The following is a 21,989-nucleotide window of genomic DNA, read 5'->3' as shown; positions in this document are numbered from 1 at the left end:
CTCATCATGTCAGAAAACAAAAAACTCGTTTATTTCCTTTGTACAGGAAACTCTTGCCGCAGCCAAATGGCGGATGGCTTTTTGAAGGCTCTCGGTACTGATCGCTACGAAGTAAAAAGCGCCGGGTTAGAGGCACATGGGCTGAATCCCCGTGCCGTCCAGGTGATGAAGGAAGCTGGCGTCGATATTAGCAACCATACATCTGATGTCATCGATCCGGAGATTTTGAATCTGGCAGACTATGTGATTACGTTATGTGGCCATGCAGACGAACATTGTCCCGTGATTTCGAATAAAAACGTCGTGAAATGGCATTGGGGCTTCGATGATCCGGCCAAGGCGACCGGCACCGAGGAAGAAATCATGAGCCAATTTCGAGCGGTTCGGGATGCGATTAAGTCGCGTATCGAAAAGTTTCTAGCCGAAGGTCGGTAAATTTGAACGGGAATGTAAAGTTGTAGACTAAACATTGTCATTACTCCATGGGCAGGATTAAATGAGTAAAGAAAGAAATGTATCCTCACCCTTAAGCCCATTCTCGTCTACATGAGGAGTGGTTTAGGATGGATTGCTGTACATGTTAAAGCTTCTGCTTTAGAAACCATTCATCCCGACAACTCTTATTTATTTTGTTCGAACTCTGCTTACGCAACCGTATATTATAGTTGGAATCATTCGCAATCATTTGCCGAGGATGACTTGAAAGTGGCTGTGTAACAAAAGAATCCGAGCATGGGCGTGTCTGTATGTTACTGTTTCAGTTGGACGAGAGAGCGCCTCGCAGTCGATCTCATTTTTGCTTAAATAAACGATAAGATTGTTAGAACACTTTTTTTATTTATCCGCTCGACAATCATGGTAACCTTTTAATTTTCGATATTGTCTAGAAACTGTTCTTGTCGAAACAATATGAATAGTGTTCGAGATTCACGTGACCTTCTGACAAGTCGACACAAAACAATATTTTTAAATCTGTCATTGTCTTGCACTGAATAAACGACGCGAGTCATAATACGCGATTGATGCTCATTGACACCTTTTGCAGCGGATGAGCCATGATCACTTTGTATTGCTGAAGTGCAAGTTGCATAGCCATTCACCTCATTTCGTCTTTAGGGCGATTTCAAATGAGATTAGGCTGTGTCCTTGCTGGATCAGCCTTTAAACTGGTGATCACTTCTTTTTGAGACTCCTTGTTTGATAACGCCGCGCATTCACGGAAAGCAAAATGTTTACAACCTAGACATTTATTCAAATCCAGTTGCAATAGCGCGAAGTTAAGTGCCTCACCGGTATGTCCAAAAAAATGTTCAGCCCCAATCAGCGTATACAACCCTGTTCTCTTCAATACATCTAAAGGCTGAGCTTGAATTCCGGATACAAGAATAATCCCACCAAATTTCTCGAAATGCTTCACCAAACTGGACAGATTTGATTCACCCGTCGTATCCATAAAAGGTACTTTTCCCATGCGCAGCAGTAACACTTTCGGTCTTAGATGAATCGAATCCATAATGGACTTTTCAAACATGTTCGCGGCGCCGAAAAAGAGGGGGCCTTCGATGGTATAGATCCCAATTTGTGGACAATCGTGGCCTTCGGTCACCATATGAGCTTTCACTTTTTCATGTTTAACTGTTGGGTCAGGCAATACCTTGGAAACCAATAACCCATCACTCATTCGTTTCACAAACAGTATAACAGCCAAAATTAATCCGACTTCAACGGCAGTCGTTAAATTCGTAAAGACCGTTAGCAAAAAGGTAATGAGAAGGACAAAAGAATCGCTCGTTTTGGTTTTTAAGACGTGGGCAAATTCTTTTCGTTCGCTCATGTTCCAGGCAACCAGCATTAGAATCGGTGCCATACTAGCAAGTGGGATCTCTGATGCATAAGGTGCAAACAAAATGAGCACCAGCAATACAACAATACCATGTATAATACCTGACAGGGGTGAGATCGCACCGTTTTTGATATTGGTTGCTGTTCGTGCAATGGCTCCTGTCGCTGGTATGCCTCCAAAAAGAGGGGTTACCATATTGGCGATGCCTTGCCCAATCAGCTCCCGATTGCTGTTATGACGACTGTCGGTCATGCCGTCGGCAACAACCGCCGATAATAAAGATTCGATGCTGCCCAACATGGCAATAGTAAAGGCGGGGCGAATCAAATTTTCAATGCGATCCCAGGTTAGATCAGGGAAATGAAAATGGGGTAGGGTGCTTGGAATAGCTCCAAATGACGATCCAATCGTTGCAACTTCCCCTTTAAAGAATACGGTCGCCACTATAGTGGATACGATAAGCCCTACCAAGGAACCAGGGACCTTCGGTAAAAATTTCGGTGTTAGGAGGATAACTGCCAAACAGACGACCGCTGTGATAATACTGTAGAGATTCGTAGTTGCGAGATGCATTACAATTTCCTTCATATTGGGTAGAAAATTCTCATGTTTCTTGATACCGCTCAAACCTAAAAAGTTGGCAATTTGTCCGCTGAAGATGATGACGGCAATTCCAGCGGTAAATCCGATGGTTACAGGGCGAGGAATAAATTTTATCAACGCACCGAGTTTAAATAGCCCCATGAGAACAAGTATAATTCCCGCCAAAAATCCTGCAAGCAATAAATTTTCGTATCCATATTCCATGACGATCGCAAAAAGGATCGGAATAAATGCACCGGTCGGTCCGCCAATTTGAAATTTAGAACCCCCGAACAAGGAAATACAGATACCGGCCACAATGGTGGTATAAATGCCATATTCCGGTTTTACACCAGCCGCAATAGCAAACGCCATCCCTAATGGAATGGCGATAATACCAACAATGAGGCCTGAAATGAGATCCTTGCGGAATGCGGCCGCATGGTATCCTTCAAATCTTCCCGTCCATTTCATCTGAATTACCTTCTTTTATTCATATATTTGATTATTTAAATATAAGTGAAATGTTACTCCTGTCATCGAATAATGTCAATCATAATAATCTCGTGCCGCTCCGCATGTTTCCGGCTGCAAAACAAAAAAACAAGGTGATCCTTGATGTTACTCATGGAACCCCTTGTTTTTCAGTTTAAGATTCATTTCGAATGACCTCAAGTAATGAAATGGCATCAACGAGATGATTATCGAAGATCTGTTTTGTAACTGCGAGCAGGTCCTTAATCAGCGGATCACGTAACGAATAAATGACAGAAGTACCATCTTTTAAGCCCGTCACCACATTTTTATTTCGCAATACTGCCAACTGCTGAGAAACGGCTGAACCCTCTGAACCTAAAATACTCTGTATCTCATTTACGTTTTTATCTCCTTCACTCAGAACCTCCAGGATTCGAATCCGCATGGGATGCGCCAGCGCCTTAAAAAAATCGGCTTTAAACTGTTGGATATTTTGATTCATGGCTAACGCCTCCTTGATCGCTATATTTTTGAATATATAAATATCATAACACAACTCCACCCAAAAACATTCTGGAAAGAAGGGCATACCGGCGCATGGATTGTGATTTGGTTGAAATTCCTATATAATACCCATAATATTCAAATATATGATTATTTGATTTTTCCAAAATAACATAAGGAGTGGGTGCGAATGCCGGACTCAACGAGTAAGGACTCGTCACATCAAGATTCGTCATCCTCTCGCGAATCGACTACACCTTTCATGCAGGTAAGCAGACAAACCGTCATAACAATGGGGATTCATGCGTTACATGAGATCGGGTCCAATTCCATTTGTAAAGTTTGTATCGCCAATGGAGGTTCCTGTTGTAAAGGATGTCGACATCTTGTCAAAGGTGTTGGATGCCAAAAACGAAATACAAGTTGTACGGCATGGTTATGCGGTTTTTTAAAGTTCTTTTTGTATGAAACTGGTCTTCTACGAGAATGGAATGACTTTTGGGAGCAAGTCCCGGGACAAGATTACCGTGAGGACTTTACGCCAGAGGTCTTTTATGTGACAAAGTCGTTATATCTTCCAGATCTTCGCAATTTGAGTGAGGCTCTTGCTACTGATCTTCATGAACTGGCTAAATCTCACATTGCGATCGGGTTTATCCTAACCCTACGGGAAAAAATCGATAAACAGATTGATCAACTCCACGAGTGTCAGCATAATCGGAAAAAGAAAAACAAATTAAAACGGAATATAAAAGTGTTATCCAGTCCCTTCCAGCGTTTTCAAAAAGAACTGCATGAATATCAACAAAAATTTCCGATTTCGTAGCAACTTCAATCAGGAGGAAGAGGGGGGATATTGGTGTTTCATTGGCGTATTACAGCCATTGGAACGTATGTACCCCAAAAAAACTGACAAATGATGATTTGGAAAACATGGTGGATACCAGTCATGAATGGATCTTACAGAGGACAGGCATTCATGAACGCTGAGATCATTTCACTTATTCCTGCCTCTTAAAATCTGTCGTGGTAATTACTGAACGCTGTGATGACGATAATACAAGGTTACTTTCGGTTCGCACAATTAAGTAAAATGTAATATGTGTCTTGAATGCCGTCCAATTCCGGCATTCGGATGTCCATAAAAATAATGTCGAAATCCTTCTCAAGCGCGACATCTATTGGCTAAAGCCAACATAATGTAGCCCCACCATCCGGACCAGCGTTTACGAATAAGTACCGTTAATGCAAGTGCGAATGCCCCCGATGTAAGATCACTTGGAAAGGAAGCATCCGCTGCGTGAGGGAACAGTAAATGAACCGGATGGCTTACAAACGGCCGAGGCTCAAAATAGAACTGGGCAATCACATAATTCAAAAACAAAGCCAGCATCCCAGCGAACCCCGACTGTACATCAATATGTCTCCACGATCGCCAAGCACCCACACGAATCCAAGCCATAAAGCAAATAACTCCAAACCGTATTTGCTTGCAAGTACCATAATCGAATCGAGCCAAATAAGATGTCCCGACAAATCGTTAATAAATTCCAAAAAAATGGCAAAATCTGGATGCGTGCTGGTAAAGTCTGCTTTTGTTTTTATATTGGTTTCATAATTAATAATCTTTATATCTTTTGAGCCCCAGTTAATCCAAAGTTGACAACAATACATTACGCGATTATTATACGTATAGGGGTATACGTAATGATGATTTTGAAATCATTTGGGTAAACTCGAACAGGATAGGTAAGCTCCGGAAAAACACCAATTTAGGAGGGTTACGATTTGACTACACATCCAGAAATCAAAGCCGATCAGACGCTTGATTGCAAAGGTTTGGCCTGTCCGATGCCTATCGTCAAAACCAAAAAAGCGATGGATCAGCTGCAATCCGGGCAGGTCATCGAGGTTCAGGCAACCGATAAAGGTTCACTGGCTGATATACAAGGCTGGGCCAAGAATACCGGCCATCAATATTTGGGTACGATTCAGGATGGCAACGTGCTCAGGCACTTCATCCGTAAATCGAGCGCGGATGAGATCAAGGAAGAAAAAAAATATCCTCACACCGTGACCAATGAAGAGCTGGAGAAGAAGCTGGGCAACGTAACCGTGCTCGATGTTCGCGAGCCTGCCGAATACGCATTTAACCGCATACCCGGCGCCGTCTCCATTCCGCTTGGGGAGCTGGAAGAGCGCCACGGCGAGCTCAATCCGGATGATGACATTCACGTAGTATGCCGTACGGGAACGCGCAGCGATCTTGCTTGCCAATTGCTGGCCGAGAAAGGCTTCAAGAACGTGAAGAACGTGAAGCCTGGCATGTACGGGTGGTCCGGCCCGACGGAAAAGGACTTTCAAATCTAATCATCGACCAAGGAGGTCATTCCAAATGAGCACGAAAGTAGCGATTATCGCTAGCAACGGCGGACTGTTCGATGCCTATAAGGTCTTCAACATCGCGACCGCATCTGCGGCAACGGATGCCGAGGTGGCGATCTTCTTCACCTTCGAAGGACTGAACCTGATCCACAAGCAGGCGCATCACCAGCTTCCGCTGCCCGCGGGCAAAGAGCATTTCGCGGAAGGCTTCAAGAACGCCAACATTCCCTCCATTCCGGAACTGGTGAACATGGCGCAGGAAATGGGCGTGAAAATCATCGCCTGCCAAATGACGATGGACGTCATGAACCTGAAGAAAGAGGATTTTATTGAAGAAATCGAAGTCGGTGGAGCCGTCACGTTCCTGGATTTCGCGAAGGACGCAAACGTGACCTTGACGTTTTAATTCATCAAAGGGGGAAACAACATTGACTACTGCAAGCGGACTCCGCCCGATGACAGCGGGAGAACTGACGAAAATCGTCCTGAACAAAGAAGAGCTCTTTATTCTTGATGTGCGCAACCAAAGCGATTTTGACGATTGGAAAATCGAAGGGGAAAGCGTCGAGATCATCAACATTCCGTATTTCGATTTGCTTGACAGCGTGGATCAAGCGTTAGAACAAATCCCAAGCGACAAACGCTTGCTGGTGGTATGCGCCAAGGAAGGCTCGTCCAAATTCGTGGCGGAACAATTGGTCGAGGCTGGAAGAACGAACGTCTCTTATCTGGAAGGCGGCATGAAATCCTGGAGCGAGCATCTGGAGCCGGTAAAAATCGGGGATTTGAAAGACGGCGGCTCCCTGTACCAATTCGTGCGGATCGGCAAAGGCTGCCTCTCCTACATGGTGATTTCCAGCAGTGAAGCGGCTGTGATCGATACGTTCCGGATGACGGACGTATTCGAACGCTTCGCCAGGGAACAGGGAGCAACCATTAAACACACGCTGGACACGCACCTGCACGCGGACCACATTTCCGGCGGGCGCAAATTGGCGGAGCAAACAGGCGCAACGTACTGGCTGCCGCCCAAGGACGCGACAGAAGTAACGTTCCCATATGAGAAACTGGAAGAAGGCCGTGACATCACGGTTGGCAAAACGAAGATCAAAATTCAACCCATTTACTCGCCGGGTCACACCGTCGGCAGCACGTCGTTTATCGTAGATGATGAATATCTGCTTACGGGCGATATCCTGTTCATCGAATCGATCGGCCGCCCGGACTTGGCTGGCAAAGCAGAGGACTGGGTTGGCGATCTTCGCAACACCTTGTATAACCGTTACAAAGGCTTGGCTCAGGATTTGATCGTACTGCCGGCACACTTCGGCAAAGTGACGGAGCTGGGAGAAGGTGGCCGCGTCATGGCCCGTTTGTCGGATCTGTACCGCGACAATCCGGGCTTGAACATTCAGGATGAGGAGACGTTTCGGCGGACGGTAACCGTGAATCTTCCGCCTCAACCGAACGCCTATCAGGAGATTCGCCAAACGAACATGGGTAAGATTACACCGAACGAAGACGAGCAGCGCGAGATGGAAATCGGTCCGAACCGCTGCGCGGTGCATGATAAATAAAGAAGGAACATGAATATGAATACAGATATCACGGTCGATACGAAAGGTATGGCTTGCCCGATGCCGATCGTCAAGGCAAAGAAAGCGTTGGATAGCCTGCAGACGGGTCAAGTCATGGAAGTTCTGTCTACGGACAAAGGCTCCGTCAAAGATTTTCAGGCGTGGGTCAAACAGACGAACCACGAACTCATTCAGCACGTAGAAGAAGACGGCGTTTATAAATTTTACGTTCGCAAAGTATATAAAATAAGCGGGACCCGGAAGGGCCCGCTTATTTCGCCTCGTCATATACGATAGTGACGCCAAGGGAACAGTAACTTTCTTCGGTATAATGCCCTTGGGGGCAAGTTTTCGTGCTGCTTGCCATGTCGTTTTTCGCTTTCAACTTTTGATTGCACACCGGGCATTTATCTTCGAATAGGCTTTTTAATTGTTGAAGCAATTGGATCACCTTATTTCTTATGAGTTTACTTGGACTTAATTATAACCTGTATTCACCTTGAGGTCACGCCTTATAGAAAACTTTACGACAGGAGGATGTCATGGATTTCTTACTGCTCATTGTCATAGTGCTCATCGGTCTGGTCGGCTCTTTCTTTTCTGGGCTGCTCGGTATTGGCGGCGCGATTATTAATTATCCCCTCCTACTGTATATTCCATCCCTTTTCGGTGCGGCACACTTTACCGCCCACGAAGTTTCCTCCATCAGCATGTTCCAAGTCTTTTTCGCTTCTCTTGCGGGTGTTATCGCGTTCCGGAAAAAAAGCAAAAAGGGAGCAACGGGCGTTGTCAATAAACAGCTAGTCCTTTACATGGGGAGCAGCATTCTTGCCGGCAGCCTGGTCGGCGGCTTTGTTTCGGGTTTGTTGAACGGGGATGTCATCAACCTGATTTACGGCATCCTTGCGGTACTGGCCGTCGTGCTGATGCTCGTTCCCAACCGGGGGAAACAACAGGAAACGGACGACCTCCGTTTCAACAAAATCATCGCCATTACTGCGGCATTTGTAGTAGGTATCGTTTCCGGAATCGTGGGGGCCGGCGGCGCGTTTATCTTAATTCCCATTATGCTCACCGTTCTCAAAATTCCCACGCGCACAACGATTGCGTCCTCGCTCGCGATCGTTTTCATTTCGGCCATCGGAGGCGTCATCGGGAAAATCATGGGCGGCGATATCCCTCTGTTGGCGACGGTATATACCGTCACCGGCAGTTTGATCGGAGCACCGATTGGCACGATGGTCAGTTCGAAAATCAACGTGAAGGTGCTTCGATATGGTTTGGTCGTCCTGATCGCACTCACGGCCATTAAAGTGTGGTCGTCGATTTTGTGAATGATAAATCGTATCTGCAAATATTTGCCGCGGCAAAAGGGTTGCAATCTTTTTTATTGACCTTTATTATACCTATAGGGGTATAAGTAAAATTCATGAGAGAGAAGGTAGGTGACGTTGGAAATGGCAAAAAATAAAACAACAATCGTGCTTTTCAGCGGCGATTTGGATAAAGCCATTGCGGCATTCATCATTGCGAACGGAGCTGCGGCGTATGATCACGAAGTGACGATCTTCTTCACGTTCTGGGGATTAAACGCGCTTCGCCGCGACGAACCGATCAAAACGAACAAAGGCTTGCTTGAAAAAGCTTTCGGATGGATGATGCCGCGAGGCGCGAAGAAGTTGGGCTTGTCGAAAATGAACTTCGGCGGCCTGGGACCCCAGATGATCAATTATGTGATGAAAAAGCACAAAGCATTGTCGTTGCCCGAGCTGATTGAACTGGCTCAAGAACAAGGCGTGAAGTTAGTCGCCTGTACGATGACGATGGACTTGCTCGGTCTGAAACAGGAAGAATTGATCGATGGTCTGGAGTATGCAGGAGTAGCCGCATATCTGGGTGACGCCGCGAACGGAAAAGTAAACTTATTCATTTGAACAAGCGTGTATGATCTTACTATTTTTTTCTTTACAATATACCCATACACGTATAAGGAGATGTTGAACATGAACTACGAATACACGGACGAAATCAAAACCCGGCTGCGCAGAATCGAAGGACAAGTTCGCGGGGTGCTGCGTCTGATGGAGGAAGGGAAGAGCTGCAAAGAAGTCGTTGCACAGTTGTCCGCTGTTCGCAACGCATCGGACAAGGCTATCGCTCAGATCGTTGCGGAGAATCTGCAGCAATGCATTCTGGCGGAACAGGCCGCCGGTAACGATACGGGAAAGATGGTTAAAGAAGCTGTGGAGCTTCTGGTAAAGAGCCGATAAAACGCAGGATGTACGCGAACCGGCGGAATGGGCGGAAGGACACGTGGCCGGAGCCAAACATATTCCCCTCGGTCAACTGGGCGAACGTCGCAATGAACTGGACCCCAAGCGCGAAACCATCGTCATTTGCAGAAGCGGCAACCGGAGCGGGCTCGCATGCGAACTGCTCAGCGAACAAGGATACAACGTCGTTAACATGACGGGCGGACTCAATAATTGGACAGACGAACTGGTTCGGGATTAAACGAATAAAGGAGGAGGAACGTTGGCGATCGTGTTTGCTCTGGTCGTTCTTGTTCTGGCTTCATGGGGACTCCGCCGAATTTGGCCGGCCAAAGGGCTGAATTGGGTGGATCCCCAATCATGGAAAGAAGCCATCGACCGGAATTCTGAAATGAAACTGTTGGACGTTCGCGATGCCATGGACTATGAAGCATGCCACGTGAATGGCTCCATTAACATATCTTTAGGCCGTCTACCGGTGCTTTGGAAGAAGGAGTTGTCGCCGGAGGATTCCGTTCTCATCATCGCGGATGGCGATTACGAGCGAAGATCCGCCGCGCGAATCCTAAGACGACGCGGCTTCCGGAAGTTATATACCGGAGAAGGCAAAGGATGCGCATAAAAGCCAAGGCGAAAGGAGGCCTTTTTAGTTGAACAGTGACATTTGGGTAAATATCATTCTCGTCTTTCTGGTACTCGTATTCTTTTATTTCCGATTCGGTCCGACGAAAGGGCTAAAGACGCTTAGTGCGGCAAATTTCAAACAAGAGCTTGAGGGGTCCAAGCAAACGGTTCTTATTGACGTTCGCGAACCGGGAGAGTTCAAGGGAGGACATATCCAAGGGGCGAAGAATATCCCTTTGTCCCAGTTGAATCGCCGGCTTGGCGAAATCCCCAAGGATCGGGATCTGTTGCTCTATTGCCGAAGCGGCATGAGAAGCAAAAGTGCAGCGCGGATTCTGATGAAGAACGGTTTTACCCGGCTGGCTCACTTGCGTGGTGGTATCAGTGCTTGGACAGGCCCGGTATCGAAGCGATGAACGGGAGGGTTAATCCTTAATCGTATTGGTAATCATTATCTGGAGAGTACGGATGGAACTGCTAAGGAGAAGAGACCCTGCATGATCGAAGGTTGAACATATGGCGAAATTGGAGAGTCCTGAACGCAGAGCAGCCAGTCCTCCGGAGTCGCTGCTTGATAAACTCGATGTACGTGATCCTTTTTCGCTTCTGGACTTGGGGGCTGGCACCGGTTATTTTACGCTTCCGGCGGCGGAGCGAACGAGCGGTATCGTATTCGCACTCGATATCGAACCGCGAATGCTGGATATCATCCGCAGCAAGGCTGAAGAACGAGAACTGAACCATATTCAGACCCTTCAAGGACAATTGGAGAACATTCCGCTGGAAAAGGAATCTGTGGATCGGGTGCTCGCATCCCTTGTGCTCCATGAAGCAGAAACCGTCGATCGGGCCGTTGCAGAAATGTACCGCGTCCTGAAATCCGGCGGTATTTGTCTATGTCTTGAATGGGAGAAGAAAGAGACGCTCCAAGGGCCTCCTCTCCATCATCGCATCAGCGCGGATGCATTGAAACAATCCATGGAGCGGCATGGATTTTCGATTATGGAGGTCATTAGGCCGACAGATGTCCAATATGCCGTGATTGCCCGGAAAGCATGACAAGGGAGGACATTAAAATGACATTTCATTACACGGTTGAAACGGAGAAAACGCCGGAACAAGCCATTGAGAAATTGACGGAAGCCCTAAAGGAAGAAAAGTTCGGCGTGCTTTGGCAGTTGGATATGAAGGCTAAACTTCAGGAGAAGGGAGTGGATTTCAACCAAACTTTTCACATCCTGGAGGTCTGCAACCCCGTCGAAGCCAAACGCGTGTTATCTGAAAATTCCTTAGTCGGCTATTTCCTTCCTTGCAAGATCGCGGTTTATGAGGAGAAGGGGAAAATCCGGATTGGCCTCCCAAAACCTACGGCCCTGACCGGCCTCGTGGAAAACGACAATCTCATGGCGATTGCAACGGATATCGAGAAACGACTCATTGCTTGCGTCGATAAAAGCAAATAATACGTCAATATGCAGAAAGAACTCTGTCATGCAGGGTTCTTTCTGCATCAGCCTCACTTTTTACTCCGATGCCGATGGGCGGAAGGAGGCGATCTCGAAGGATTTATAGCCGCCGGTCAGGTTAGCTGCGTCAAACCCATGCTGTCTTAAGATTCGAGTAGCCACGTTGCCGCGATAATCGACTTGGCAATAGACCATGAGCGGCTTGGAGGGAATCAATTCGTTCAGCCGGGCTCATCCGCTGCGTGAGGGAACAGTAAATGAACCGAATGGCTTACAAACGATCACATAATTCAGAAACAAAGCCAGTATCCCGGAGAACCCCGACTGCACATCAATATGTCCCCTTCGATCATCGCCAAGTATCCACACGAATCCGAGCCATATAGCAAATAACTCCAAACCGTATTTGCTTACAAGAACCATAATCGAATCGAGCCAAACAAGATGTCCTGACAAATCGTTAATGAATTGAAACACAGCATAATTCATAGCGGCAATCCTCCTGATGTTCGTCTAGGTCCACAAATGCCCGAATACATAACCTAATGCGCAGAAAGCAATTCCAGAAATCACACTGATAGACACATAAGAGACAATAGAGCGCCATTTATATAGTCGGCGGATCTGTACAATTTCGTACTGGAATGTAGAAAAAGTTGTAAAGGCTCCTAAGAAGCCCGTTCCTATAAGGGCGGTAAGATGTAAATTCAAAGTCAGCCCATACAAAATGTCGAGTAAAAAGGAGCCTGCCAGGTTTACAGTCAACGTTTCGAAAGGAATCGATGATATTGATCGTCGACTAAACGCATCCACGACAGCAAATCGGCTAATCGCCCCAATAAACCCACCAATGCCTATCCATAAAATATCCATTAACGTTTACTCACTTTCCTGCTGGATTCTGCCTTTCTCATAGTTACCCAGGCGTATACCTAAGCTTGTGAACAGGTAACCGCCGAGCAGGCTTGCTGCAATGTAGAGCAATGCTAATCCATAATGTGCTGATTGAAGCAATGTTACATTGTCATAACTAAAGGTCGAAAACGTAGTGAACGACCCAACAAATCCTGTTCCGAAAGAAGAGCGGAAGTGCGGATGTACCAAAAATCTTGTCGTGGTCAGCGTATAGAAGAGAGAAAGCAAGAAACAACCCAATAAATTAATCGTTAGCGTGTGAACCGGAAATGCATGTCCAAAACGTTCTCCTATCCAAATGCCAAGTGAATAGCGGCTAATAGCGCCGAGCGTTCCGCCGACACCGAGATACACATAAATCAAATCGACCCCTCCTTTCCAACTATTCATATAAAAAGACAAACTCCTACCAGAATAAGAATTCTGGTAGGAGTCATTAGCCGTTACCGGCGGTTTATGGCGAACTCCATCGCCTTATGAACATGTAATTTATATTAGTTGAAATTCCCGTTCAAGTCAATCTTTATTTGGAACGAGTTATAAGGAGCCGGTGATAATATTTCGCAAATCGATCAACAAAAGCTTCAATTCATTACATTTAATTAGGCATTTGATTGTATCGAAAAAAGAAAGCCTCGGAGGGGAGTTTTTGGGCAAGCAGTTCCGATTTTACCCTAAAAATGAAATGAATATTAGAGGGACATTATTCAACCCCTCAATGCTCCTTGAAAACTGAATACAATCTTATCCGGTACGTTCCCCGCATGGCCTGGAAGGATAGCCAAATTGCAGGCGCGCCACGACCAGTCTGCCGATTCTTATTTCTGCATGCCTTGAAATCAGAAGCGGTAAACTGCGAGCGATTTTGCCCATGCAATAAATAAATAGTGGTGCCATTTATGGCGAAGACCCATGCGGAGGGATAATGATACTTCCGTCCAGCCACAGCTCAGCGCAATGGGGGCGGCTTGCAGCGATCCTGGAAGAGGTTTGAAGCCTATGAGGACGGCTAACCACTGTCCGCCGGATAAGGTTAATGTAAAAGAAGCAACCAAAACAGAGGCGGAGACAGAGATGCGCGTATAAGGTTTTGTTTTGTTGCGCATCTCTGCTTTTCTGTTTTTAAAAATGATTGGGAGGTAGCTATGAACCATAAACTCGTCCGGTACAGTATGCAAATCGCTATGATAAAACAATTGCTGGCATTATCTTTGATTACCGAAAACGAATTTCATTTGATAAAGAACAAAACGATGCGGGATTACGGCATCATTTCGGACCTTACTTCTTGATTCGCACATTTGTCGGTCCGCCCATCTCTTATTAAACTGATGGCAAGTAAATAAGAATGGAGGACAACATCATGGCTCTCGAAGTAGAAGTAATTAAAGCAAGTAGGAAAATATCCGATCGCAACGCCGGAAAGTTACCGGATGTTCTTCGCGTCGCCCCATATGCCCGCGTAAGTACCGACACCGAGGAGCAATTGAGCAGCTACAAGTCGCAAGTCGCCTATTACACCGATCTCGTTAGCAAACGAAGCGACTGGGTACTGGTTGATATTTATGCAGATGAAGCCATAACCGGTACTCAGGTAGCGAAGCGCGAGGATTTTCAGCGCATGATTAACGATTGTATGGACGGGAAAATTGATATGATCATCACCAAGTCTATCTCCAGGTTTGCAAGAAATACGCTGGACACGTTGAAATACGTCCGGATGTTGAAGGAAAAGAACATCGCCGTACTTTTTGAAGATGAGAATATCAATACGCTGACGATGGACGGCGAATTGTTGCTCGTCATCTTAAGCTCCGTAGCGCAGCAGGAAGTGGAGAACATCTCCGCCAACGTAAAAAAAGGTTTGAAGATGAAAATGAAGCGCGGCGAACTGGTGGGCTTTCAAAGTTGTTTGGGCTATGATTACGATGTGAATACGAAACAGATCACCGTTAATCAAGAAGAAGCCGAAATCGTCCGCTATATTTTTGAACGATATACATCGGGGATCGGCGCTTACGTTATTGCCAAGGAACTGACTGAGGCGGGACATAAGACCAAGTACGGAAGGGGCGAATGGCAGGACACAACCGTTCTTGGTATCATAAAGAATGAGAAGTACAAAGGCGATTTGCTGCAAGGAAAGACATTTACCGTCGATCCCATTTCCAAGAGAAGGTTGGATAATTACGGCGAGGAAGATCAGTTTTATGTCAAAAATCATCATGAGCCGATTGTCAGCGAGGAAGTATTTGAGAAGGCGCAGGACATATTGCATCGAAGAGGCGAGAATCGTCGCCGCGGCGCAAAAGGCAAGCGGGACAAGTACAGCAGAAAATTTGCTTTCAGCAGCAAGTTGGAATGTGCTTTCTGCGGAAGCAATCTCTCGCGGCGGAACTGGCACAGCGGAACCCCGCACGAGAAGGTGATTTGGCAGTGCGTGACAGCCACGAAAAAGGGGAAGAAATACTGCCCTCACAGTAAAGCCTTGGAGGAAAAGCTGATTGAGGGTGCTTTTGTCGAATCGTATAAATTGGTGTGCCGCAATAATTCGGACGTGCTGGACGAGCTTATGAAAAGAATGGAATCGGTGTTTAGCGACCAGAATAATCAAAAGCGACTGAACAAAATTAACAGCGAGATTCAGGCCATGGAGCAAAAACGTTGCAGGCTGATTGATTTGTGCCTGGATGAGAAAATAGACAGGGCTACCTACGAACAGAAGTATGTGGAACTCGATACTTCGCTCACTAAACTGCTCGAAGAAAAGGAACAACTGGAGCAATCCGCACAAGATGAAATTGATTTGGGAAAGCGGCTTGAGCATTTCCGCAAAGTGCTTCAAACAAATGAGGTTCTGACCGCATTCGACCGAAACGTATTCGAAAGCATCGTTGATAAAGTGATTATTGGGGAGAACTCCAATCAGGAAAGTCCCGAGCCGTACAGACTGACCTTCGTCTATAAGACCGGCTTTCATAACAGCATCCAAAGCAAGATGCATAAGCAAAAAAAGTCCTTGCGAAGTGAAAGGGGGAGAGTGCCTTCCTATTCCGAGAACAACACATGTGGAGTGCTGTGTGTCGCTGGTTAGGAAATAGCTTATCGAACCACATAGATTTCGCCATAGATAGGAGGCATACATGTCCTGGAGTAAGTTGAAGCAGCAACTGGAAAGTTTTCTTTGTCCTGCGTTAATCGGAACGGTCGAATATCGTTCAACGAGCTACCGGTATTTACCGGGCAAGGTAGGACAGTGTTATCTTACAGTTGATAAAAAGAACATTCTCAACATGATGGATGCCGCTACACCGATCAGATGGTACGAGACGGAACAAGAGATTAAAAATGATCCGAACATCCAGGTCTCCATAAGTGATGAAGAGATAGAAGCCGTCAGAAGAAGCGGCATGGGGAGTATTCCGGAGGAACGGCTTCAGGTGATCGCAAGAAGCAGAAAACGATCGGAACATGCCAAGCTGCTAATGCTGGCGCAGTCCGAATTAAGCAAATCCAGTTTTGTCGCTACGGCAACTCGGTTTCTGGCTGCATCTATCGATCAAAGCTTAGAGAGTCATGATATCTTGTTGAATATTTTCGCTTTGGTGGATAGACGAGTGGGGAAAAAGCGATTGTTAAACATGCGCCAGATGATGAAGCAAAAGCACCCGAGCGTGCAATATTTTTATGAGCTGCGGCTTGATTATAGAATCGCTGTATGCCCCTGATACAGAGCGGCGAATGTATGGAAGGAGTCAATATGTCAGTCGAAAAGCTCTGGAGCGACAAGGAGCGTTTTTTTGAAGATTTAATGGATATGATGGTACCAATAGCAGGCGGAACCGTTGAATTACGCGATTATAGGAATAAAAACAAATGGATAAGTTCGGATTACACGTTATCAGACCCTGGCAGAGGAAGCGACAGAGAGGTAATGACGTGGACAGAAACGATCGAACCTCTCTATGTCATGAAGTACCCGGTAACACGGGGGTTGTATCATTTCGTCATGAATAAAGAAGAGGTAGAAACGAGCGTGAGTAACCTGCCAATAACGGAAGTTTCGTGGCTGGATTCAATCGTTTTTTGTAACGAACTGTCCAGAATTTTTGGAAGAACTGATTGCTACAGCCTCGCAACTGAAAGTGAGAACACTACATATAATAACAAAGCGAATGGCTTTCGATTGCTAACCGATGCTGAATGGCAGTATGCAAGCAAAGCGGGAACCAAGGGATATCGGTATGAAACGATCGATAAGATCGCATGGTATCGAGAAAACTCCAATGGATCGGCTCAGCAAGTGGGGAAGCTGCTTCCTAATCCATGGGGGCTTTACGATATGATCGGAAACGTATGGGAGTGGTGCTGGGACCTGTATGATGTCGAACGATATGGCAACTATAGGGTTTTCCGGGGAGGCAGTTGGGCTGAAGAAGAGAACAACTGCGGTTCTACCATTAGAAGGAAAAGCATGCCTAATTTCAAGATAGATGACCTTGGATTTAGAATAGGTCTTACAAGTCTTTGAGAACACAACAAAGATGCCGAGAAATCAGTTGCATTATTTTAATTGTTATTCCTCACTCGAGTCATGTGGAGTCGGTCATATTGATGGTTCGAAAATGAGATGTGGCAGGTTCGCTTAACTCAAATTAAGTCTTAAAAAGTCCAAGTAAACTGCTACTTGGACTCAGATTGTTGACAAAGCCCCGGTTTTTCGGGGCTTTTGTAGGATCATTTTTTGAATTTAGCCCTAAAAATAGAAGATCGCCTCTTATCCGGCCCTTTTAGCCAGGATATTGGCGATCTTTTTAATGTTTTGACATAGTGCAGTCAGTAATGCTTGCTGCTGCACTTTGTTTCGGCCGCGGAACCGGCAGTAGCGAAGCCCATGGAGCTCTTTGGCATCCGCGAAGCTTCGCTCAATCGTCTGGTATCGTAAGCGGTAGAGATATTTGCCGGACTTGCTTCTACCGTTTTGTTTTACCCACTCTTTACTATCCTGCCATACATGCCTGGTGATGACTTTTTGGTGATTCCGGGACCGGGTACATTCTTTGAGCATGGGGCAGTTCGCACAATGATTCGGATCCGACTTATACTGTCTGTAGCCTTCGCGATCCGTTGTCGTATATTTCAATTCGTGTTTTTGTGGACATATATACACATTGTTCTCCGCATCATACTTAAATCGCCACTTAGCCATTAATCCTTTAACTGGGGTAAAGGCTCTACCTCCGATGACCGCGTATATTTTCTTGTCTTGAAGCTTTTTGCAAATGTGCGACGTGAAGTAACCTGCATCCAGTGCGACGGCTTCCAGTGTTTTTTCGAATTTAAACTTCTTGATGATATGTTCCAAACGCTCTATGTAAGGGACAGAATCGTGAACATTGCCGGCAGTGACGTGGACATCCATGATGATGTTGTATTTGTGGTCGACGGTCCGATGATCGAGATAGAAAAAGCCTTCCGGCTTACCGTCCCGCACCATATAACCGCTCTCCGGATCGGTTGTGCTTACCTTCGTTAGTTTGGTTTCTTCCACCTCCTCTCGTGGCTTTAAAGCTTTTTTCCATGAGCCTCGCGATCGGCACGAATTGCTTCGTCCAGTTCTTCCATGTAGGCCTTCGTACTCTTGGTTACTTCCTCTTGAACAAACTTTCGTTTATTCGCATTGGCCTTAAGATGAGTTGAGTCGGTGATAAGTACCCGACCGGCAACGAGACGATGTTGAATAGCAAGCAGAACGACCCGGTCGAAGATTTGTTGAAGTACATCGCCTTCTTGAAGACGTTCACGAAAGTAGCTAAGGGTGCTATGATCCGGCACGCGATCCTTGAGCCCAAGCCCCAGAAACCATCGATAAGCATTATTAGAGAAAACCTCTCTTTCCAACCGTCGTTCGGAGCGAATGCCGTCAAGATACCCGATCAATAGCATCTTGAAAAGCATGATGGGATCTGCCGAGGGACGTCCATTATCCTCGCAGTAATAAGGACGGACTAAGTCGAGAATAAAGGAAAAGTCGATATGCTTATGTACTTTACGAAGAGGATGATCTGGATGAACCAGTTCCTCGATACACACCAATTCATATTCATTTTGGACATTCGGATTAGAGCGAAGCATAGGATCCACCGCCTTAAGAGTATATTTACATTATAACATATTAACGCGGTAATTTGTTAAAGATATTGAACGAAAAAGTAGCCTGTTGGGTTTTTCAACAGGCTGAGTCCAAGTAAACTGCTACTTGGACTTTTTATTATTTGGATTTCATGTAGTTAAAGGCTATGTCGGCTTCCTCGTAATACTTCTACTCTACTCAACAACATCTGAATAAGAGATAATGATGCTATATAACTTGTATGAATTTTAAGTAGTTTTTTGTGGTGAGCCCTAAACCTCTCAGGCTATGGAGCTCATTAATGCTATGACTAATTTGAGAATAGAAAGGGTTGAGACAAATAGAAATAAAGAATGATCAATTTTCATTACTAACTCAACTTTCGCAGCTAAGATCAGTCAGTAAACCCTTGAATAGTTGGGCAAACCAGCGATCCATTGTTGGACTTGACTAATAAGTGCAGACCTCTCCCTATTGGTCTTGGTCTTGGTCAACTCCAAGAAGAACACCACAATTTGTTGTAACGCCGATTTGAAGTCAAGTTCCCGAACTTCGTCTGCAAACAGGAAGAAGAGACCTCCAAGTGAACGAGCATCCTGATTCGCACGGCGTTCCCATTCTAATAACAAGTAACGACTGAACACAATCGTAGTATGGCAAATCAGCGAATCGAACGATCTGCCTTGGAACTCCGTCCCAAGCTTCAAATGGGATTTGATGAATTTAAAGAAGGTTTCTATGCTCCACCGCATTCCGTAAATCCTCACGATTTCCGTGTCGCTCAGTTCGGTATCGGTGCTCAAGATAACAAGCCATTCCCTACGACAGTTACGGTTTTGCACAAATACGAGTCGAATTGGCAGTCCACAAGCTGTTTGAACAAGAAACGAGCCGAGTACATCTATTTTGGTCGATCGCGGCAGCCTTTGGTAAAGCTCCTTCAACGTGACGAGGTCTTCACCCAAGACATAGCGCTGCTTCATGTCCTTGATCATCCCGATGACGTGAAGCCCTTCCGACATAAGGCTTCGCAAAAGTGGCGCTTGCGTAAACCAGCTATCCATGAGCACAAAATCAGCAGCAAAACCAGCCCGAATCGCACGTTTGAGTAATTCTACGACCGCATCTGGCTTACGGGTGAATGCTTCCAAGCGACGCTTATATCCTTGAGTCCGCTTCGACAAGTTATCTTTTATTTCACAAAAACGGTTGGTGATCTTAGCGGAACTGAGCATGACAAAATCGATGGGAGCAAAACTGAAGCCATCCGACCAACCCAGCGTGAGCATATTGTAACCGCGGACGAATCGGCCAGTCGTATGATCATGAACGCGAGCCAACAGTTCTGCTTTCTTGCTTCGATTTCGCTTCAAAACAGAATCGTCTACGATAAACACGCGAGTACGAGAACTTGAAATGAGAGATTCGAAGCGCCGAACAACCAAGAGACTTAGGCTATGAAGGAATTTACGCCACGCAAAGCCGGAATGGTTAAGAAAACGATAGATGACGTCCTTGCCGGGCACCGAGGAGCGCTCACTCTCTAACAGGCGATACCAATTACGCTGTTGGAAAACAAGCGTGAACAGAAGCTGAAAAACTTCCAGCGCTGGCATGCCGAACGACTTACGAATGCCGGCCTGGCGCAGCAAGTGGCCGATTTTTAAATGATTTATTGGAATATCGTTCCGAACTTAAGAAATGATACTTCTCCCTGGCTTCTCTCCGAAAACGCCCGTTTTGTTACGGGTCAGAGCATACTCATCGATGGTGATTACATCCCCGGCGGATTGTGGCCTTGGCTGAAAGATGCAACTGAGAAGCAAAGATGAAAGAATTAAGATAACAGGAATCATAGAAACCAAACGGCGTCCGGATGACAAATCTGTGCCGTTTGGTTGTTTGTTGATCAATAAGTGCCATGGCTACTGTACGAATAGGCGATGCATCACCCGCCCCCTTCGAACCGTCCGCGATAACCCGACGAGCCCGCCTGCGCGGCGATCTCCCACAGGATGGCCACCCCCACCGTCAGGGCAACTTTCCGCGCCCCGTGAGCGGTTAAGGCAAAAAATTTCGCCTCACTTATGATACGGTTCACCTTATACGCAATAACGGCTAAATTTCTCTTCTCTTTACGAATAAACCCTTTCCCAATGGTTTCATCTGAACGGGCAGGCAGAGCAATAGCGAAAGGACCTATCCCAGCAGTTCTTTGGCTCCGTTCATCACTAAGGGCAAAGACTGTTTAACGAATGATTCCGCACTTATTAGACACCCCTCTTTGTTCCAAACGTAAGCCGCCCCATACATTCCCCAACTTAACATGATAGAAGCTGTATTTATTAAGAATTGCGCGTTTGGATTCGATAGCATCTTGTCTTTGTCTATAAAGGAAAGAAGTATCGTTTGAATTTTTTCCTTTATTTGAATTTCGAATACATGTACAAGCGATGTATTTCTTCTTTTGCACATAGTGCTTAGACCCTTGTGAAATTCGCATACTCCCAGAAAAATACTCTGAATTGTTTCTTCATTCAATACTTCGTGACCGCTTATTCTACGATTTATGATTGTCATAAATGATTCCATTAACCTGGCCTCAAGAATTTCGAATTTATCTACAAAGTGCGCATAAAAAGTCGCTCTGTTAACAGTAGCCCTCTCTGCAATATCCCTAACGGTTATCGATTCAAAGTCTTTTTCTTGAATTAAAGAAGCAAAAGCGTCTTGAAGGAGTCGCCGTGTACGTATCACACGAGGATCGGCTTCATTTTTTTTAATTGTCATAGTTAAGATCTCCCCATTAAAACGACATTATAGAAATGGTGTTGTCAATACAACGGTTTATGGTTATTGATGATTGCGTACCAATCGGTTGTTATTATAACATACAAATACAACAAATGTTGTTCAAACGACTAATGTTGTATTGGAAAATGCTAAATGCCATTTTTTACAAAAAAATGGGGGGGGGGGGGGAAACCATGGCGGATTCACAACCGTCGCAAACGAGGGAGCACCAACTTTTTTTTGATATTATTCGAGAACGCCTGTCGGTTAGTAGCTATGATCCCGAGATCAAGATTTCTCGGGAGGAATTGACCGAAACATTACGGCAAGCCCGCGCTGGCTCCTTCAGCTGCTAACATGAAGCCGTGGCGGTTTCTCGTTATCGACAAAAATATAGCTATTTAAAACATATTAGGA

The 21,989-nt window shown here is 45.7% G+C and carries 25 protein-coding genes, 4 pseudogenes and 1 riboswitch; of the genes and pseudogenes, 19 read left to right on the top strand and 10 right to left on the bottom strand.

Annotation, left to right across the window (positions count from 1 at the left end):
• The first annotated feature begins 6 nt into the window (after positions 1-6).
• Positions 7-435: an arsenate reductase (thioredoxin) gene (gene arsC, locus MYS68_RS33310; RefSeq protein WP_248929876.1), complete on the top strand. Its 429-nt coding sequence runs from the start codon at positions 7-9 to the stop codon at positions 433-435.
• A 688-nt stretch (positions 436-1,123) separates the two neighbouring features.
• Here arsC and MYS68_RS33305 read toward each other — a convergent pair.
• Both MYS68_RS33305 and MYS68_RS33300 read right to left on the bottom strand, forming a co-directional pair.
• Positions 1,124-2,899, bottom strand: a complete 1,776-nt coding sequence (locus MYS68_RS33305) for a SulP family inorganic anion transporter (RefSeq protein WP_248929875.1) — start codon at positions 2,897-2,899, stop codon at positions 1,124-1,126.
• A gap of 175 nt (positions 2,900-3,074) precedes the next feature.
• On the bottom strand, positions 3,075-3,404 hold the full coding sequence (locus tag MYS68_RS33300) for an ArsR/SmtB family transcription factor (protein WP_036684721.1): 330 nt from the start codon (positions 3,402-3,404) through the stop codon (positions 3,075-3,077).
• Between the two features lie 192 nt (positions 3,405-3,596).
• Here MYS68_RS33300 and MYS68_RS33295 point away from each other — a divergent pair, with 192 nt between their 5' ends.
• The 14 genes and pseudogenes from MYS68_RS33295 (at position 3,597) to MYS68_RS33235 (ending at position 11,728) form a co-directional block, all read left to right on the top strand.
• Complete coding sequence (locus MYS68_RS33295) at positions 3,597-4,232, top strand: hypothetical protein (RefSeq protein WP_248929874.1); 636 nt, start codon at positions 3,597-3,599, stop codon at positions 4,230-4,232.
• A 30-nt stretch (positions 4,233-4,262) separates the two neighbouring features.
• Positions 4,263-4,393, top strand: a pseudogene (locus tag MYS68_RS38980) (ketoacyl-ACP synthase III); the annotation flags it as partial.
• Between the two features lie 801 nt (positions 4,394-5,194).
• Positions 5,195-5,776: a sulfurtransferase TusA family protein gene (locus tag MYS68_RS33290; protein WP_275983599.1), complete on the top strand. Its 582-nt coding sequence runs from the start codon at positions 5,195-5,197 to the stop codon at positions 5,774-5,776.
• A gap of 25 nt (positions 5,777-5,801) precedes the next feature.
• The gene (locus MYS68_RS33285) at positions 5,802-6,197 is read left to right on the top strand and encodes a DsrE/DsrF/DrsH-like family protein (protein WP_248929873.1); all 396 of its coding nucleotides are present in this window, start codon (positions 5,802-5,804) and stop codon (positions 6,195-6,197) included.
• 49 nt (positions 6,198-6,246) lie between these two features.
• Entirely contained in the window at positions 6,247-7,368 is a 1,122-nt protein-coding gene (locus MYS68_RS33280) for an MBL fold metallo-hydrolase (protein WP_248931093.1), read from the top strand.
• A gap of 15 nt (positions 7,369-7,383) precedes the next feature.
• Positions 7,384-7,665 carry a sulfurtransferase TusA family protein gene (locus MYS68_RS33275; protein ID WP_248929872.1) on the top strand — a complete coding sequence of 94 codons (282 nt, stop codon included), beginning with the start codon at positions 7,384-7,386 and terminating at the stop codon, positions 7,663-7,665.
• Positions 7,666-7,910: 245 nt separating this feature from the next.
• On the top strand, positions 7,911-8,702 hold the full coding sequence (locus MYS68_RS33270; protein ID WP_248929871.1) for a sulfite exporter TauE/SafE family protein: 792 nt from the start codon (positions 7,911-7,913) through the stop codon (positions 8,700-8,702).
• A gap of 123 nt (positions 8,703-8,825) precedes the next feature.
• Positions 8,826-9,302 carry a DsrE/DsrF/DrsH-like family protein gene (locus tag MYS68_RS33265; protein WP_248929870.1) on the top strand — a complete coding sequence of 159 codons (477 nt, stop codon included), beginning with the start codon at positions 8,826-8,828 and terminating at the stop codon, positions 9,300-9,302.
• A gap of 69 nt (positions 9,303-9,371) precedes the next feature.
• Positions 9,372-9,638, top strand: a complete 267-nt coding sequence (locus tag MYS68_RS33260; RefSeq protein ID WP_080835020.1) for a metal-sensitive transcriptional regulator — start codon at positions 9,372-9,374, stop codon at positions 9,636-9,638.
• A pseudogene (locus MYS68_RS33255) lies at positions 9,631-9,882 on the top strand (rhodanese-like domain-containing protein); the annotation flags it as partial. The gene MYS68_RS33260 and the pseudogene MYS68_RS33255, both read left to right, overlap by 8 nt.
• A 30-nt stretch (positions 9,883-9,912) precedes the next feature.
• Positions 9,913-10,263, top strand: a complete 351-nt coding sequence (locus MYS68_RS33250) for a rhodanese-like domain-containing protein (protein WP_248931092.1) — start codon at positions 9,913-9,915, stop codon at positions 10,261-10,263.
• 28 nt (positions 10,264-10,291) lie between these two features.
• The gene (locus MYS68_RS33245) at positions 10,292-10,681 is read left to right on the top strand and encodes a rhodanese-like domain-containing protein (RefSeq protein WP_248929869.1); all 390 of its coding nucleotides are present in this window, start codon (positions 10,292-10,294) and stop codon (positions 10,679-10,681) included.
• A gap of 100 nt (positions 10,682-10,781) precedes the next feature.
• Complete coding sequence (locus MYS68_RS33240) at positions 10,782-11,324, top strand: class I SAM-dependent methyltransferase (RefSeq protein WP_248929868.1); 543 nt, start codon at positions 10,782-10,784, stop codon at positions 11,322-11,324.
• Positions 11,325-11,341: 17 nt separating this feature from the next.
• Positions 11,342-11,728 (top strand): DUF302 domain-containing protein, encoded by a 387-nt coding sequence (locus MYS68_RS33235; protein WP_248929867.1) that lies wholly within the window; start codon positions 11,342-11,344, stop codon positions 11,726-11,728.
• 60 nt (positions 11,729-11,788) lie between these two features.
• On the opposite strand, the gene MYS68_RS38975 is transcribed toward MYS68_RS33235, so the two are convergent.
• The 5 genes from MYS68_RS38975 to MYS68_RS33215 form a co-directional block, all read right to left on the bottom strand.
• Positions 11,789-11,947, bottom strand: a complete 159-nt coding sequence (locus tag MYS68_RS38975) for a rhodanese-like domain-containing protein (RefSeq protein WP_338043641.1) — start codon at positions 11,945-11,947, stop codon at positions 11,789-11,791.
• Between the two features lie 15 nt (positions 11,948-11,962).
• On the bottom strand, positions 11,963-12,220 hold the full coding sequence (locus MYS68_RS33230) for a phosphatase PAP2 family protein (protein ID WP_248929866.1): 258 nt from the start codon (positions 12,218-12,220) through the stop codon (positions 11,963-11,965).
• 24 nt (positions 12,221-12,244) lie between these two features.
• The gene (locus tag MYS68_RS33225) at positions 12,245-12,604 is read right to left on the bottom strand and encodes a fluoride efflux transporter FluC (protein WP_248929865.1); all 360 of its coding nucleotides are present in this window, start codon (positions 12,602-12,604) and stop codon (positions 12,245-12,247) included.
• Positions 12,605-12,610: 6 nt separating this feature from the next.
• Positions 12,611-13,000 carry a fluoride efflux transporter CrcB gene (gene crcB / locus MYS68_RS33220; protein WP_248931091.1) on the bottom strand — a complete coding sequence of 130 codons (390 nt, stop codon included), beginning with the start codon at positions 12,998-13,000 and terminating at the stop codon, positions 12,611-12,613.
• A 66-nt stretch (positions 13,001-13,066) separates the two neighbouring features.
• Positions 13,067-13,129, bottom strand: a riboswitch (Fluoride riboswitch).
• A gap of 356 nt (positions 13,130-13,485) precedes the next feature.
• Positions 13,486-13,800 (bottom strand): hypothetical protein, encoded by a 315-nt coding sequence (locus MYS68_RS33215; RefSeq protein ID WP_248929864.1) that lies wholly within the window; start codon positions 13,798-13,800, stop codon positions 13,486-13,488.
• A 209-nt stretch (positions 13,801-14,009) separates the two neighbouring features.
• On the opposite strand from MYS68_RS33215, the gene MYS68_RS33205 reads away from it, so the two are divergent.
• From MYS68_RS33205 to MYS68_RS33195, 3 genes are read left to right on the top strand one after another with little or no spacing between them, the layout of a single operon-like run.
• Positions 14,010-15,740 (top strand): recombinase family protein, encoded by a 1,731-nt coding sequence (locus tag MYS68_RS33205; protein ID WP_248929862.1) that lies wholly within the window; start codon positions 14,010-14,012, stop codon positions 15,738-15,740.
• 49 nt (positions 15,741-15,789) lie between these two features.
• A complete protein-coding gene (locus MYS68_RS33200) occupies positions 15,790-16,374 on the top strand; it encodes an SF0329 family protein (protein WP_248929861.1) in 585 nt (194 codons plus the stop codon).
• A 32-nt stretch (positions 16,375-16,406) separates the two neighbouring features.
• Positions 16,407-17,177, top strand: coding sequence for a formylglycine-generating enzyme family protein (locus MYS68_RS33195; protein WP_248929860.1), 771 nt, complete (start codon positions 16,407-16,409; stop codon positions 17,175-17,177).
• A gap of 246 nt (positions 17,178-17,423) precedes the next feature.
• On the opposite strand, the gene MYS68_RS33190 is transcribed toward MYS68_RS33195, so the two are convergent.
• From MYS68_RS33190 to MYS68_RS33180, 3 genes and pseudogenes are all read right to left on the bottom strand, one after another.
• Positions 17,424-18,781 (bottom strand): IS1182 family transposase gene (locus tag MYS68_RS33190; RefSeq protein WP_248924449.1). Its coding sequence is split into 2 segments (ribosomal slippage): positions 17,424-18,217 and positions 18,217-18,781, totalling 1,359 coding nucleotides; the frame shifts between segments, so codons are not numbered across the junction.
• Positions 18,782-19,154: 373 nt separating this feature from the next.
• Positions 19,155-20,461 (bottom strand): annotated as a pseudogene (locus tag MYS68_RS33185) (IS4 family transposase).
• Between the two features lie 517 nt (positions 20,462-20,978).
• On the bottom strand, positions 20,979-21,569 hold the full coding sequence (locus MYS68_RS33180; RefSeq protein WP_248929859.1) for a TetR/AcrR family transcriptional regulator: 591 nt from the start codon (positions 21,567-21,569) through the stop codon (positions 20,979-20,981).
• Positions 21,570-21,766: 197 nt separating this feature from the next.
• Here MYS68_RS33180 and MYS68_RS33175 point away from each other — a divergent pair.
• Positions 21,767-21,959, top strand: a pseudogene (locus tag MYS68_RS33175) (nitroreductase family protein); the annotation flags it as partial.
• Positions 21,960-21,989 lie beyond the last annotated feature (30 nt).

The sequence above is a fragment of the Paenibacillus hamazuiensis genome, from assembly GCF_023276405.1.
Classification (GTDB): domain Bacteria; phylum Bacillota; class Bacilli; order Paenibacillales; family NBRC-103111; genus Paenibacillus_AF; species Paenibacillus_AF hamazuiensis.
Note: the sequence above shows the minus strand (reverse complement) of the source record. Positions and strands in the feature narration are given on the sequence as shown.